The sequence below is a fragment of the Streptomyces sp. NPDC055966 genome, from assembly GCF_042269865.1.
GTDB lineage: Bacteria > Actinomycetota > Actinomycetes > Streptomycetales > Streptomycetaceae > Streptomyces.
This window is the reverse complement of sequence record NZ_JBHJYK010000011.1, coordinates 116800-130540: the sequence shown is the minus strand read 5'-3', so window position 1 is coordinate 130540 and position 13741 is coordinate 116800. Positions and strand designations below refer to the sequence as shown.

The following is a 13741-nucleotide window of genomic DNA, read 5'->3' as shown; positions in this document are numbered from 1 at the left end:
GTGCCGTACGTGGGATTGCCGAAGCCCTGGTTCGGGCACCGAGGAGCCGTCGATGCTGGGCCACGATTTCCTGCGTACCGCGCGCTTGGCTGGTTACGGGACCGTGAGCACTCAGCTCTCCTTGCTGAGCGACCACCGGCTCGGGGAGGCCGTGGCAGCCGCTACCCCGCTCGGGTCGGGCATCGGCGGCAGGTCGGCACAGCTGGACATCAACGGAACGCGCGTCTTCGTCAAGCGGATCCCTTTGACGGACATCGAATTACGCCCGGAGAATGTGCGGTCGACGGCGAACGTCTTCGAACTGCCGATGTTCTACCAGTACGGCGTGGGCTCGGCCGGGTTCGGTGCCTGGCGGGAGCTTGCCGTGCACGCCATGACCACGAACTGGGTTCTCGGCGGCGAGTATGCGGGATTTCCCCTGATGTACCACTGGCGGGTTCTGCCTGACTCCCCTCCCGAAGGATTCACCGACGAGTTCGGGGGCCTGGAAAGGGCAGTTGCACACTGGGAGGGATCACCCGCCGTTCGTGACCGGCTGGAAGCCATCGGCCAGTCCTCGTACAGCCTGGTGGTCTTCCTGGAGCACGTGCCGCACACACTCGCCGGATGGCTGGTCGATCACCGCAAGACCGCCGCGCCGGGAGGCGGGGACGGCTCGCCCTTCCTTTGGGTGGAAGAAGCTCTGATGGAAGGAGCCGCTTTCATGAGTTCCCGCGGCCTCGTCCACTTCGATGCTCACTTCGACAACATCCTGACCGATGGCCGCCAGCTCTACTTCGCCGACTTCGGACTCGCCCTGAGCTCCCGTTTCGACCTTACGGCGGACGAGTCCGACTTCCTCGCGGACCACTTCGTATTCGACCACTGCTACACCGCGAGCCACCTGCTCCAATACCACGTGCTCGACGGCGTCCGCGGTGACACGGAACGCGAAGCCTTCCTGCACGACTGGATCGCGGGCCGGCGACCTGGCCACATCCCGCCCGAGATCACGGCCATCATCGACCGGCACGCACGCCCTACCGTCGTCATGGACACCTTCTTCCATCGTCTGTTCACCGAGAGCAAGCAGACGCCGTTCCCGGCCGCCGAGATCGAGCGGCAGTTGGACGCCGGCGCCACAACCCCGACCTGATCCACGCCCTCGCCTCGGCCGCTGCCTACCGACGAGCCTCTGGCACGCAAGCGCGGGCCGGTCCAGGGCAGTCTTGAGCTGTTCGGGTCCGACGAGGATGACGGCAGGCGTGGCTCGTGCTCCTGGAACAAGTCCCAGAGCCGGTAGAGGCAGTGGAGGGCGTTGTTGCGCAGCAGGTGGGCGTTGTGGACGATGACTGCCGGCCGGGGGCGTCGCGTGAGTTCTCCCGAGATCGCGATACGCAGGCCGCGGTGTTCCTGGTGGGCGCCGCGTTCATCCGTAGGAGACTCCTGCCCCATCCCGTCGCCGTTCCCGCGGGTCGGGACGGCGCCGCCGTCGCACGGTCGGCCGCCACCGGCCCGCGCACCGGTGAGTCGGTTGCCACGCTTGCGCCACAAGGGCCTGTTCGTCCAGCCGGATTGGCCTCCGGACGACGATGCCGACTGAGTCGACACGCTCCCTGCATAGCCCCGGCCCAGCTCAACGGCGCTGCAGCGGGGAGTTATTGCATGCGTCGATCTGACGCAGGAGCTACAGTGGGGTCGTCCAGGTGCGCAGGCAACGGATCCTTCTTGGAATTGAGGGTTGCGGGTTCAAGTCCCGTCTGGCCAACAGCGTTGGCCGGTAGCTCAATGGGTAGAGCATCAGTCTGTGAGCCGTCGCCGACTCTGACCTCTGGACTACAACTTCAGACTTCTGCACCTCCCGGTGCGCAGGCCGCGGTTACTTCTTTTGGCAGAACCACCTCGGTGGGCGGGGATCGAACCCCGCAGAACCGCAGCCGTCTTGATCTCGGGAGGCTCAAGCATCGGGGGCGCCCGGTGCGCAGGCAGCGGATACTTCTGGATTCACAAATCCTCGCGGGTTCGAATCCCGCCGCCAGTTGCACGGCTGGTGTGGGCGAGCGGCCTAAGCCAACGGGTCCGCAGCCGACTTCCGATCTCGGGCGCCCACTGCTTGCGCTTCCCCTCCATAGTGAGGGGCTTTTTGTGTCGCGCTTCAACACCCGCACCGCCCGGCCGACGACCTCGTCCCCGGTCACCACGACCGGCGAGACGACCCGCACCCACGAAGGCGCCACCGGCCACCTCCGCGACGCGCGGTCCGAGCTGTTCGTGCTCGCCATCTCCCACTTCCTCGCGGACACCTTCTACGAGAACGCGAAGGAGCGGGACGACCGGTTCGAGCGTCTCGTCCGCCAACTCGCCGTCGAGGACCCGGCGTGGACCGCAGGCCTGCTCGGCTGGCTGCGCCAAGAGGGCAACATGCGGTCGGCCGCGCTCGTCGGGGCCGCCGAGTTCGTCAAGGCCCGACTCGACGCCGAACAGGCTGTCGCCCGAATCCCGGGCCCGGCCGCGATCGACGGAGCAGTCCCGTACTCGAACCGCGCGGTCATCGCCTCGGTACTCCAGCGAGCGGACGAGCCGGGCGAGATGCTCGGCTACTGGACGACGAAGTACGGGCGCCGGCTACCGAAGCCGGTGAAGCGAGGCATCGCCGACGCGGTCCAGCGGCTGTATAACGGCAAGTCGCTGCTGAAGTACGACACCGCGTCGAAGGGCTACCGCTTCGGTGACGTGCTCAACCTCGTGCATGCCGCCCCAGCCCCTGAGAAGCCGTGGCAGGGAGACCTGTTTCAGTACGCGCTCGACCGGCGGCACAACCCGGACGATGCGGTCCCGCCGGCGTCGAACCGCATGCTGACGGCGCGGCAGGAGCTGCTGGCGCTGCCTGTGCAGGAGCGGCGTGCAGTTGTGACGGCTTCGGATGGCGCGGAGCGTCTGGCGGCGGCCGGGATGACGTGGGAGTCGTTGGCAGGCTGGCTCCAGGGCCCGATGGACGCGGTGGCGTGGGAGGCCGTGATTCCGTCCATGGGTGTGATGGCGCTGGCACGGAACCTGAGGAACTTCGACGAGGCGGCTGTCTCCGATGCTGTAGCCGCTCGGGTGGTGGCGCGCTTTGCTGACCCGGAGGAGGTGCGTAGGTCTCGGATGTTCCCGTTCCGGTGGTGGGCGGCGTACAAGCACGCCCCGTCGCTGCGGTGGGGGCACGCGCTGGAGCAGGCACTGAACCACTCACTGTCGAACGTGCCGCGGCTCGGGGGCCGGACGCTGATCCTGGTGGACCGGTCGCCGTCGATGTTCCCGGGGTACGGGTTCTCGACGCCGAACAAGTCGGACATCCCGCTCGCCGAGCAGGCTGCGGTGTTCGGTGCCGCGCTCGCGGTACGGGCGCAGGACCCGACGCTGGTGGAGTTCGGCATGCGCAGCGCACGGGTGGACGTGCCGAAGGGCGGGAGCGTGCTGCGGCTGATCGAGAAGTTCGGGCAGATCGACGGCACGGACATCCCCTCGGCGGTCAAGGCTCACTTCGACGGGCACGACCGGATCGTCGTTGTCACCGACGAGCAGACCCGGCCGGGCTGGTTCCCATCCAACGCCCACGGATACGGCGGGATGCGCGAGACCGAGATCGACGACCTCGTACCCAGGAACGTGCCGGTCTACATGTGGAACATGGCCGGCTACCGGGCCGGGACGGCGCCGACCGGGAGCGGGAACCGGCACGCCTTCGGTGGCCTCACGGACCATGCTTTCCGGATGATCCCTCTCTTGGAGAGGGGACGGGACGCCCGCTGGCCGTGGCAGGAGGGTGCGGCCTGATCGCGCGAGATGGCTCCGCCGCTTTGGCGGCGGGGCTTTCGTCATGCGGCCTCGACGACCTCGTCACGTACCGCGAGCGCCCACTCGGCGAGAGCCCCTGGTGGGTGGGCCGGTCCTGTGGTTTCAGGTGGCCGCCGGCCTGCAGCATGAGCGCGCGGATCTCCGCGTTCACCACTGGGGAAGGGCGCGCGGGGTCATGGCTCGGGCGCTGTCCGGACCTCGGTGGCCTCCTGACCGACACCGCTGACAGCAATACCCATATGAGGAACATCAACGACGGCCCGGGCATCACCCCGCCCGGGCCGTCGGCGCGCTTTCGATGCACGCTTTGGTGGATACCGGCCGGTGATGTGGGCTCTGCGGGAGAACCGGCTCCCGCCCGCTGTGACAGGGGCGCGGTGTCCAGGATGTTGTCCCCGTGGTGCATCACGGCGGTCGCCGCCACCACATGCGCCAGCAACGGCCGAGGCAGCAGCAGCCTGGCCGCCAGGTATGCGGTGCGCCGGAAGCGTCGCACCAGCTGCCGCTGACGGTCGTAGTCCTCACGCAACCCCGGCTCCCGGACACCAGCGGCGTTCAGGCTCTTCGTCCCCCTCGCATGGGCCGATCGTAGTCAGTACGGCGTGTGCTGGCGGTCGGCGCGGTTCTGCACCGACGGCGGCACCGGCACGGCCTGCCTAGCGCTGCGCTCCTCGGGTGCCTGCGGAGTTGACGGTGAGGATTGCGGCTTTGCTGGGCACGGCCTGCTGGTTGACTGCGAAGAGCATGTACGTGCCGGGAAGCGCCACGCCGGGGTCGGCCGGGATGTCGAGTTCGTAGGTGTTGGTTGCGGTCTTGCGGGGCGTCAGCGGAATTCGGCGTTGGTCGTTGTCGACGGAGTGGGTCGCGGCTCCGGCTCGGACCAGGGCGAACTTGTCGATGGGCATGTCGGTCGTCACCGTCAGCCGCTGCCCGTGTGCGACGTCGGTGGGAACGCTGCTGATGATGTGGGGGCGGGGCTTTTCGCTGCCGTCGGGGTTGAGGAGGTAGGGCGGGGTGAAGATCGCTCCGTCGGCGTGGTTGGTTTCGCAGTCGCCGCACAAGCCGCCGCCTCCGGTGAAGATCCGCCCGTCGGGGAGCAGATTGGCGACGCTGTGATAGTTACGGGGGAGCGCCATGGCTGCCATGGGCGTGAAGCGGCCGGTCGCGGGGTCCCATATCTCGGGGCTCAGGACGGAGTGGCCGTCGCTGAAGGGCTTGGCGTAGGACTGTCCCCCGAAGACCGCGACCTTTCCGTCTGGCATGACGACGCTGTTGGCGAAGGAGCGGGCGTAGGCCATGTCGCCGGTGCGGACGCTGGCAGGCGCCTCGTCGGGGCCTTTGACGCCGACGGCGTAGGCGCGGTTGGTGGCCGTCGCGTTCTCGTATGCGGTGGCGCCGCCCAGGGTGAGGAGCTTGCCCACGTCGTAGGCGACGGCATCGCCGTTCATCGCGTCGAGGCTGTCGGCGCGGGTGCCGGCCGGGGTGATGCCGCCCTCGCCATCGGTGGAGATCCAGTTGAGCTGCTTGCTGGGGCCGAACTGCAGGACTCGTCCGTTGGACGTGGCGTACAGCCATTCGTGGTTGTCTGCCCGGTAGGGGCCTGCCGGGTCGGCGGTCAGGGTGGGGGAGACCGGTACGCCGGACAGGGTGCGCCAGGTGCCGGTAGCGGCCGACCAGACCTCGCTGCCCTTGTCCGGGGCGTTGTCGCGGCCCCAGGAACCGCCGATGACGAACGCGTCGCCGTTGGGGAGCAGGGTCATGGCTTGATAGCCGCGCGCGATGTTCATGTCGCTGGTGGAGGTCCACTCGTCGGTGGCGGGGTCGTAGATACTGGCGCGCTCGGCGTTGCTGCCGCCGGTCACCAGCACCCGGCCGTCGGAGAGGATCGCGGTGCCGGGACAGAACATGTCGTGCTTGGTGTTGTCGACGCGGCGCTGGGTGATCTTCCCGGTGGTCAGGTCCATGATGGCGGTCTGGGTGTAGCCGTTGCTTCCGCCGAAGCGGTCGGGGGCGTAGGCGGACCAGGCCAGGAGTTTGTCGTTGGGCAGTACGGCGGTCGCCACCGGCACCAGCGGGAAGCCGATCAGCGGGCCCCACGCGCCGTGTTCAGCGGGGTTGGCCGGACCACTCAGGCGCAGTTCGGCGGCTGAGGACCAACTCCCGCGGCCGCCGGCCTCGGTGATGGCCGTCAGACGGACATAGCGCGCGGTGACGGGCTGGTCGAACGTGGCGCCCTTGACGGTGTCGTCGTCCTTCCAGGTCCCGGTTGCCACCGGTTTCCCGAAGGCGGTGCCGTCCGTGCTGGTGGTGATCGAGTACTGGCCTATGCGGCCGTTGGCGCTGTCGGCCAGTCGTGGTTCGTAGGAGAGGCCTGAGACGACGGCGGTGCGGTGCATGTCGATGGTGATGCTGTGCGGCAGCGGTCGGGTGTCACCGGACCACTGGGTGTGCCAGATGGTGCCGGGGTTGCCGTCCAGTGCGTTCTGGGCGCGACCGTCACCCGCTTGGGTCTCTTCGCTGTCGGCGGTGGCGGTCCACCCGTCGCGCGGCAGGTCGACGCCGGGTCCGGGCGTGCTTGGATCCCCGAGCAGGTTGATCTCCGCCGCCGAGTCCCACGGCCCGCGCGCGCCGGCCGCGGAGGTGGCGGTCAGCCGCACGTAGCGGGTGCGTCCGGCGGCGAACCGCAGCTTCTTGACAGCCGCGTCGTCGGCCAGGGTTCCCGTGGCTACGGGCTTCCCCCAGGTAGTGCCGTCGGCACTCAGGTAGATGGCGTATTCGCCGATCCGGCCGCTGGGGCTGCCGTCCTGGCGCGGCTGGTAGACCAGTCCCGAGACGACGGCGGTGCGGTGCATGTCGATCGTGATGCTGTGTGGCTGTGGCTCCTGGGCGTGGTGGTTGTCCTCGCGGGTGTCCTCGTCGCTGACGGTGGTGGTCCACCCGTCACGCGGCAGGGTGGGAGCGGCGGGTTCAAACGCCTCCCTGGGGACGACCTCGCCGTGTGCTCCTGGAGGCGTCGGCTCGTGCCCGCCGGAGGGTGAGTCTGTGCCGTGTGCGGCCGTCGCACGGTCCGCGACGGCGGGGTTCGGATGCAGCAGCGCGCCGGTCACTGCCGCGGAGGTAAGGAGGACAAGGCTGAGGGCTCGCACCGTGGCCACTCGTAACCTGTCAGGCGCACCTGTCATGGCGTCTCTCCGAACGGTGAGCAAGGGGCCGCAACCACGTCTGCCGCACAGGCAAGGCCCCAGGGCGGCACGCACCGCGAATGCGCGCGGAATCCGGCAAACGGCTTTGGAGCGGTTCGCAGGGTTCAGCTGTCGCAGTGTTCATGCAATCACCGTGCACGTCCTTGAAGCCACATGCGCCCCGAGCGCAGCCGATGGGGGAGTCACCCGCGAACCCTTCTGCGGGCGACCAGCCGGTCTTCGAACGGACCCCGGCGCATGGTCTGGCCCAGTACCACGAGAGCACAGTCGCCGACGTGCACACCGCCGGCGGACACCTGCCCGCCACCGGCGTGGGCCTGGCCACATACGGACCGGCGGGGTGGGCAGCTCAGGCGGCCGGTGCACAGACTTCCCCGTCGGACTCGACGGTCCGCCAGGGGACCCAGGGCTCCAGAATTCGACCATTCAGCGTCAGGCCCGCGGGGGCCAGGCCGCTATCAGGGCGAGAGGCCGGGGAACCGGGCATGGGGGTCTTCGATGCGTACGTGGCTGCGGCGTTCGAGCCCGTACTGGCGCTGACGTGTGACCCCGCCCCGCCTCGCGCAGCGCCTTGCAGGGGTGGCCGCGTCCCGGTTTCCCGGGCGTGCGGTCGCCGGTGCAGTGTTGACGACCGTCGGGGGCGGGCTGCGTTGGTCGCTGGCGTTGTTCCTCGTGCCTGCCCTTGCGGTGCGCTACGGGGTGAATTGCGGCAGTCTGGCCGTCTGAGCGTCTGTGGATGTCGTTTCGCGGTGACTTCGGGAGCCACGGGTAGCGCTCACTCAGTTCGGCGGCGGCGAAGGCTTCGAGGGCCGCTCGGTCGGGGCGGTGTAGATCGCGCGCAGGGGCGGCATCAGCTTGGGGCGGTCGCGCACTGACGACAGCCGCGGCGACGCGCGGAACTCTGAGCGCCATCGCCCCCGAGGGCACGAGCCCGCGCCTGGCGGCGTGGCTGCTACCGGAGGGCGGAGGAACGAAGTGGACCACCGACCCGGACGCGCTCGGCATCCCCGCCCCGATCACCCCGGAAAACCGGCTGTGACGCCGCCAGGGCCGGCCCCGCCACAGCGGGCCTTGGTGGTGGGCCCGGTGGCAGACGTGGTGCCTCGCGGGCGTGCTCTTCGCCCTGACCGTCGTCTTGCTCCGTTTCCTGTAAACCCCGGCTGAGCCGGGCCGGGACGTCACACCCTTCCCGGTTCAGCCGACTCCGCTCCCGCGCCGGGCCCGGACCGTGATCCGTGCATCCGCCGACGGCCCGGAGCGGGCGGTCACACCCGAGCCCCCGGCGGGGCCCGGGACGTCACACCACCCGCCCTGGCCGTGACCGTCGCACCAATCGACGTGAGTCGAGGGACCGTGCACGACCTGATCGTCCGCCCGTTGCTGGATGGCTACCTGGCCGTGCGGCCGGGCAGTACCGCTTGCGTGCGTCTGCCGGCCGAACTGTATGAGGAGGTGCGCGCCGGGCCGATGACCGGGTGCCTGGCTGGCTGGTGGAGGCCACCGCCGATGCCTGGGGCCTGGACTTGGAGGGCAGGGCCGCCGGGTCGGCGCTCCTGGTGCGCACGTCGACCGAACTCGGCTTCGCGCGGGCGAGTTGCGAGATCAACCTCTACTGCAACTTCGGGCGCACGTACTGGTCCTGCGGCTCCAGATCGCGGGCGGTGAGCCGACCGTGGATCCCGACTTCGAGGGCGTCTACCGCTGCGCGTTCGCCAGGGCATGGTGCTCACGGTCTCGACCAACGCCTCCCGGCTGTTGGAGCGGGAGCTGCTGCGGCTGTTCCGGGACTGGCCGCCGTACCGCGTCGTCGTGAGCATGTACGGCGCGACGGAGGAATCGCTCGACGAACTCACCCAGTGCAGGAGCGCCTACCGGAACTTCCGGAAGGGCATGGCCGCGGCCTGCAACGTCGGCCCGTACGTGCGGGTGTCCGTCGTCGTCACGGAGGACAACGCTCACGAGGCCGACGACATGATGGCCGTGGCCGTGGCCGTGGGCTGAGGGCTGGGCCGTCACGTCTACACCAACATGCAGCCGACGTTCTCGGGTACGGGCGGGCCCCTCCTCGTCGTCCAGTCCGCGGAGTTCCTGCGCGGGCGCCCGGTCTTCGAGGACTGCCACATGGGGGCGGTGCCCGGCGCGGGGGTTTCACCGGGACGGTGGGGCGGGCAGTATGAGGCGGCCATGACACGCCCGTACGGTGCTGACCCGAAGGGAACCGTCTCGTGCTCCGTAAGCCAAGCGCCCTGCTCGCCGCCTCCGCCCTGCTCCTCCTCGGCACCGCGACACAGGCCGCGGCCGACCCCCCGCCCCCTGCCGCGCCGTCGGCCGCCTGCACCTACACGCCGGCCGTTCCCGCAGACAACTTCAAGGGGATACCGGTCTTCGACCCGGTGAAGGCCGCCAAACCGTACAGTGCGACGCTGCGCACCGGCCAGGGCCCGATCACCTTCCGGGCACTGACCGACAAGGCTCCCTGCACCACGTATTCCTTCAGGTTCCTCGCCCAGCACCACTACTTCGACGGCTCGCACTGCCACCGGCTCACCACCGCGCGCATCTACGTGCTCCAGTGCGGCGACCCGACCGGCACCGGGAGCGGCGGACCCGGTTACTCCTTCCCCGACGAGAACTTGACCGGGGCGACCTATCCTGCCGGGACGGTGGCGATGGCCAACGCTGGACCCAACACCAACGGAAGCCAGTTCTTCTTCGTCTGGAAGGACACCAAACTCCCGCCCGCCTACACACCGTTCGGCAAAGTCACCGCGGGCCTCGACCTGCTCCAGAAGATCGCGGCGGGCGGTGAGGACGACCAGAACGGGCCGGGAGACGGCTTTCCGACGCTGCCGGTGAACATCAAGCGCGTACAAATCAAGAGCAGGTAGTACGGTCCTGCCCCGGCCCTGTCCTTGCCGGAACCCTCGTCCGTCCCGGTCATGGTCGGCGTCGTACGAGTTGGCGGACGAGATCGTCCAGCGGGGCGGAAATTCCACGGGGACGCGGCCCAGCTGGAGAAGGGCGATCTTCTCGCCGTGGTCGGCGACCTGATGGGCGGCAATCAGGGGGATCTTGCCGGTCGGGTGGGGCACCGTGCCTGCCGAGAATGTCGTCTATGCAGCTCAGGAACCTGTTCGGTGGTGCGGCAGGATGACCCTCGTGTTACCTCGTCTCGCCCTACCCGACCGTCATCAACGTCTTCGCCGTACTGCGGCTGCTGCCGATGAGCGACCACGACAAGGACGTGGAGTTCCTTGCCCTGCGCCACCAGATCACCGTCCTCGAACGGCAGCTTGGCACGGACCGGCTGACACGGTGCTGCGTTGGCACCGCGACCCGATGAAGCAGCGCCACGCCCGCATCTGCCGGCCGAAGCGGCCCGGACGGCCGCCCACCGTCCGCTCGATCCGCGCGCTGGTCCTGTGCTTGGTACGGGAGAACCCGTCATGGGGTTACCGCAGGGTGCACGGCGAACTCGCCACCCTCGACGTCAAGATCGCCGCCTCCGTCGCCTGGGAGATCCTCAAGGCCGAGGGCATCGACCCAAACCGACCAAAGCGGGGGTACCGGAATCCGGCCCGCACGACCGGGCGCCCGGGAGTCAAGGGGCGCCTCGCGTCGCATCATCGGCCACGTCCTGCAATTGCGGAGCAGCGTCCGGGGTAACTCTGCTGCGCATTTCGCTGGGGCGTACGGGGTGACCGTGTTGGGGGCCGGCACCTGCGAGGTGACGTGGGGGTGCCGGGTCTCCCGGTGCCCGCTCAGAACAGTGCCAGGCCCTCGCCGCTGGTGTCCGCTATGACTGGCCGGGACCGGGCAGGGAGGCCGTCCAGGCGGTCGGGTCCGGCCGCGGCGGCCACGGCGGGGGCCGTCTCGGCCAGCCAGATGCGAAACCGCTCGGCGGCTTCGCGGTAGGGGACTTGTGCCAGGACACGGTGCTCGCCGGAGGGGCAGAAGTCGACGGCGACCGTGAGCAGGCAGGAACGGGGCGCGTTCTGACTGCCCGTCCAGGACACGCGCAGCACGCCGCAGGGCTTGCGCCCGCGCGGGGCGCGGTGGGTCGGGCGCAGCGATCGGCAGGCTATGTGGGCGGTCCACGCGGCGAGGTGCGGCAGGGGCAGGGTGGTGCGTGCGCGGCAGCCGGGGCAGCGGTGCCAGTGGCGGAGCCAGTCGTCGGTGTCGGTGGCAAAGAGGCGTGTGTAGCGGTTCGCCACGCGGATGTCGTTGCTGTACAGGTGGTCGGGGCGTTCCAGTGTGTTGCAGGACTGGCAGACGGGGGCGCGGACGTAGCCGTGTTCGTGGCAATGGTCGAGGACGGTGGAGGGCGCGGTGCGGCAGACGGCGCACGCCCACCCGGCCACCCGGCGGGAGGTGCCGGGCTTCCTGCTGAGGACCGAGTACAGCTGGCCTTCCAGCTCTCCGTTGTACGGGCGCAGACTGGCGGTTGAGCACTCGGGGCTCGTCGTCTGCCGGCCGTCGGCGTCTTGGGCCTGCCGGAGGCGGGAGGGCGGCTCGGTGACGGCTGCGCTTGCCTGGCGGGTCCGCGCGGCTTGCACCCACTGCGTTTCGGCGTGCTCGGCCGCATCCAGCAGCCTGACCACAGCGCGCGGCAGCCACCACGTCCGCCGCGTCCCGTCGCGAATCCGCTCCACGAGTATCCGCCGCCAGTCGATCCCCGCCAGATGATACGGTCGGCCGTCTTCACGTCGGACTGCCCGCTCGGGGCCGCCCATCCCCTGCAGTTCCCGCGTGATGCGCCGGCGCCAACGCAGCGGCGTTTCCTCGTTGTACTCCTGCCTCGGTGTCCCGTGAAACGGACCGATGCGGACCAGGTCCTGCTCGTCCATCGCAACCGCGTTCAGTTCCGCGGCCGCCCGGCGTACCTCAACTTCCGGAACTCTCCACTGACCGTCGCTCGCGCTCACCGTCGCCACCACGTGGTTGCCGAGGAGGACGTATCCAGCCCGGGCATGGGCAGGAGAACAGGTGAACGCCCCAGAAGCCGTCGGCACAGCAGTGTCGGCCGTCAGATCGACCCACAGAGCGTCCGCGGCACCCAGGGTGATCAGGCCGTCCGTGCGACCGGGCATGACACGCTCTGACATACAGACAGGCTAACGGCCTGCAACACGGCAACGGGTCTCCAAGCGCCTCGGCCGGCCAAGGCGCCGCCCACGCCGCATCCACCGACCGCAACTCCTCGTTCCTGAGCATCTGTTTCGTCAGCGCTTCCCGTGCCCACAGCCTCACCACCAGAGCGTCAAGAATCGGGCTATTCACCCTCGCGCATCAACGATCCCCGAGCCCAGTCGAATTGAGCAGCAGAGCCAGCGTGCGATGTCTGCGTCTGGTGGCCAGCCTTCTTCCGCTTTGACGGACACCATCGATGTGGTCGTCAGGCCGCCGGGGCGGCCTCGCAATCGGCGGGACTGCGATAGCCGCGGCCGCTGTGCAGTCGGTGCAAGTCGTACCGGCCTGGTGGGCGGGGCGAAGTGCTGCCAAGTGGCTCATGCGAGTGCGCACCCGCGGTGTGTCGGAGAGGTGGGCGTCGATGCGGGCGAGGTTGACCGCGGGGCCGGTGAGCTGGTGTTGCAGGTCGGTCATGGTCAGGCCTCCTAACCAGGAACGGCTGTCGCGGTCACGCCGCCTCGCGCGCTCGCCACTGGAGGGGTTCGGCGGTCAGCTGCCGACGAGCGTCTGCCGGGTCTGCGGGCCTTTCTGGCCGTCCACGCCGAGGCCGTGTGCGGACTGGAAGGCCCGGGCGGCGCTGTCGGTGAGGGAGCCGAAGCTGCCGTCGACAGCGAGGCCGTACCCGAACCGGTTCAGTTCGACCTGGGCGGCGCGGACGTCGTCGCCGGTGGAGACCTTCGAGGCAATCGATGGCCGTGGTCAAACAGGTTCATGTCACGTTCCGATCCTTGACGTCTGGTCGCTGCGCCAAGAGCTGCGCTCGACTCGTACGGGCGCTCTGCACGCGGCTGGGCCGCCTCGCCGAACCTCTGCGGGCCGCCGGGTAGTTCGATGGGGGAGCGGTCGAGGTTGGCCGCACGCCCGCCGGCGGCTGAAAGGCCTGTCGGGCGAGCGGCGATGAGCGGCTGCTGAACGGCCGAGAGGTTCACTGTGCAGAGCAGCACCGGAACCCCTCCTTCACGGTGCAACCGGACACTCCACGCGATGCGTTGCCGAGCCTAGATTCGCGATGGACTCACTCACCCGGCTGACCGCACACAGGCAAGCTGTCGTGCGGACTGCCAACGGCCCAGCCAGGGCTGCCATCAGGAGGAGGAAGCATTCTCATGAAGTGGAAATTGGGGCGGCACGCGGTGCGAGCTGCCATGGTCGGCTCGATGGTCGCCGGCAGTGTGGTGCTGGCCAACGGCTCGGCTCAGGCAGCCGAGGGGCAGTGGACGCTCAGTACGAGCTACTGCTCGGCAGTAGTGAAGATCGAGCTGCATTCCTACCCCGATGGCCTCCACGACGCGCAGGCCATCGATCCGACCCGGATTGTCTACCCTGGCGCCTGCCACTTCTCCCTTATCGACAACGGCAGGGTCATCTACGACTCGGACGACCAGCCGAACCCCGCTGCACAATCGCCGTGGGAGTACGACGGCCCTTGGCACTCCATGTACGGCAGGGTCTACGACTCGATCACGGGCGAGCAGCCCACCAGTACTCCCAACTAGCCACTGACTTCGGCTCGTCAGGGTGACGTTGGA

General features: G+C 69.1%; 8 protein-coding genes and 2 pseudogenes. 6 read left to right on the top strand and 4 right to left on the bottom strand.

The window, feature by feature from the left end:
* Positions 1-52 precede the first annotated feature (52 nt).
* Together ACFC8N_RS24005 and ACFC8N_RS24000 are read left to right on the top strand one after the other, a co-directional pair.
* Positions 53-1135: a serine/threonine-protein kinase gene (locus ACFC8N_RS24005; protein WP_356024840.1), complete on the top strand. Its 1083-nt coding sequence runs from the start codon at positions 53-55 to the stop codon at positions 1133-1135.
* 989 nt (positions 1136-2124) lie between these two features.
* Complete coding sequence (locus tag ACFC8N_RS24000) at positions 2125-3798, top strand: TROVE domain-containing protein (protein ID WP_376289602.1); 1674 nt, start codon at positions 2125-2127, stop codon at positions 3796-3798.
* 677 nt (positions 3799-4475) lie between these two features.
* Here ACFC8N_RS24000 and ACFC8N_RS23995 read toward each other — a convergent pair.
* Both ACFC8N_RS23995 and ACFC8N_RS23990 read right to left on the bottom strand, forming a co-directional pair.
* Positions 4476-6926, bottom strand: coding sequence for a discoidin domain-containing protein (locus tag ACFC8N_RS23995; protein ID WP_376289600.1), 2451 nt, complete (start codon positions 6924-6926; stop codon positions 4476-4478).
* A 528-nt stretch (positions 6927-7454) separates the two neighbouring features.
* A pseudogene (locus tag ACFC8N_RS23990) lies at positions 7455-7582 on the bottom strand (ArsR family transcriptional regulator); the annotation flags it as partial.
* A gap of 1159 nt (positions 7583-8741) precedes the next feature.
* Between ACFC8N_RS23990 and ACFC8N_RS23985 the strand changes: the two are divergent.
* The 3 genes and pseudogenes from ACFC8N_RS23985 to ACFC8N_RS23975 form a co-directional block, all read left to right on the top strand.
* The gene (locus tag ACFC8N_RS23985) at positions 8742-9023 is read left to right on the top strand and encodes a hypothetical protein (RefSeq protein WP_376289598.1); all 282 of its coding nucleotides are present in this window, start codon (positions 8742-8744) and stop codon (positions 9021-9023) included.
* A gap of 224 nt (positions 9024-9247) precedes the next feature.
* The gene (locus ACFC8N_RS23980; protein WP_376289596.1) at positions 9248-9910 is read left to right on the top strand and encodes a peptidylprolyl isomerase; all 663 of its coding nucleotides are present in this window, start codon (positions 9248-9250) and stop codon (positions 9908-9910) included.
* A 335-nt stretch (positions 9911-10245) separates the two neighbouring features.
* A pseudogene (locus tag ACFC8N_RS23975) lies at positions 10246-10568 on the top strand (integrase); the annotation flags it as partial.
* A 215-nt stretch (positions 10569-10783) separates the two neighbouring features.
* Here the strand turns inward: ACFC8N_RS23975 and ACFC8N_RS23970 are convergent.
* Entirely contained in the window at positions 10784-12127 is a 1344-nt protein-coding gene (locus ACFC8N_RS23970) for an endonuclease domain-containing protein (RefSeq protein ID WP_376289594.1), read from the bottom strand.
* Positions 12128-12701: 574 nt separating this feature from the next.
* Positions 12702-12899 (bottom strand): peptidoglycan-binding protein, encoded by a 198-nt coding sequence (locus ACFC8N_RS23965; RefSeq protein WP_376289830.1) that lies wholly within the window; start codon positions 12897-12899, stop codon positions 12702-12704.
* Positions 12900-13318: 419 nt separating this feature from the next.
* Between ACFC8N_RS23965 and ACFC8N_RS23960 the strand changes: the two genes are divergently transcribed.
* Entirely contained in the window at positions 13319-13708 is a 390-nt protein-coding gene (locus tag ACFC8N_RS23960) for a hypothetical protein (RefSeq protein ID WP_376289592.1), read from the top strand.
* Positions 13709-13741 lie beyond the last annotated feature (33 nt).

Excerpts from the sequence above, each read along its gene's own strand:
- ACFC8N_RS23960 (WP_376289592.1), top strand. The coding sequence starts at position 13,319 with ATGAAGTGGAAATTGGGGCGGCACGCGGTGCGAGCTGCCATGGTCGGC.
- ACFC8N_RS23970 (WP_376289594.1), bottom strand. The coding sequence starts at position 12,127 with ATGTCAGAGCGTGTCATGCCCGGTCGCACGGACGGCCTGATCACCCTG.
- ACFC8N_RS24005 (WP_356024840.1), top strand. The coding sequence starts at position 53 with ATGCTGGGCCACGATTTCCTGCGTACCGCGCGCTTGGCTGGTTACGGG.
- ACFC8N_RS23985 (WP_376289598.1), top strand. The coding sequence starts at position 8,742 with ATGGTGCTCACGGTCTCGACCAACGCCTCCCGGCTGTTGGAGCGGGAG.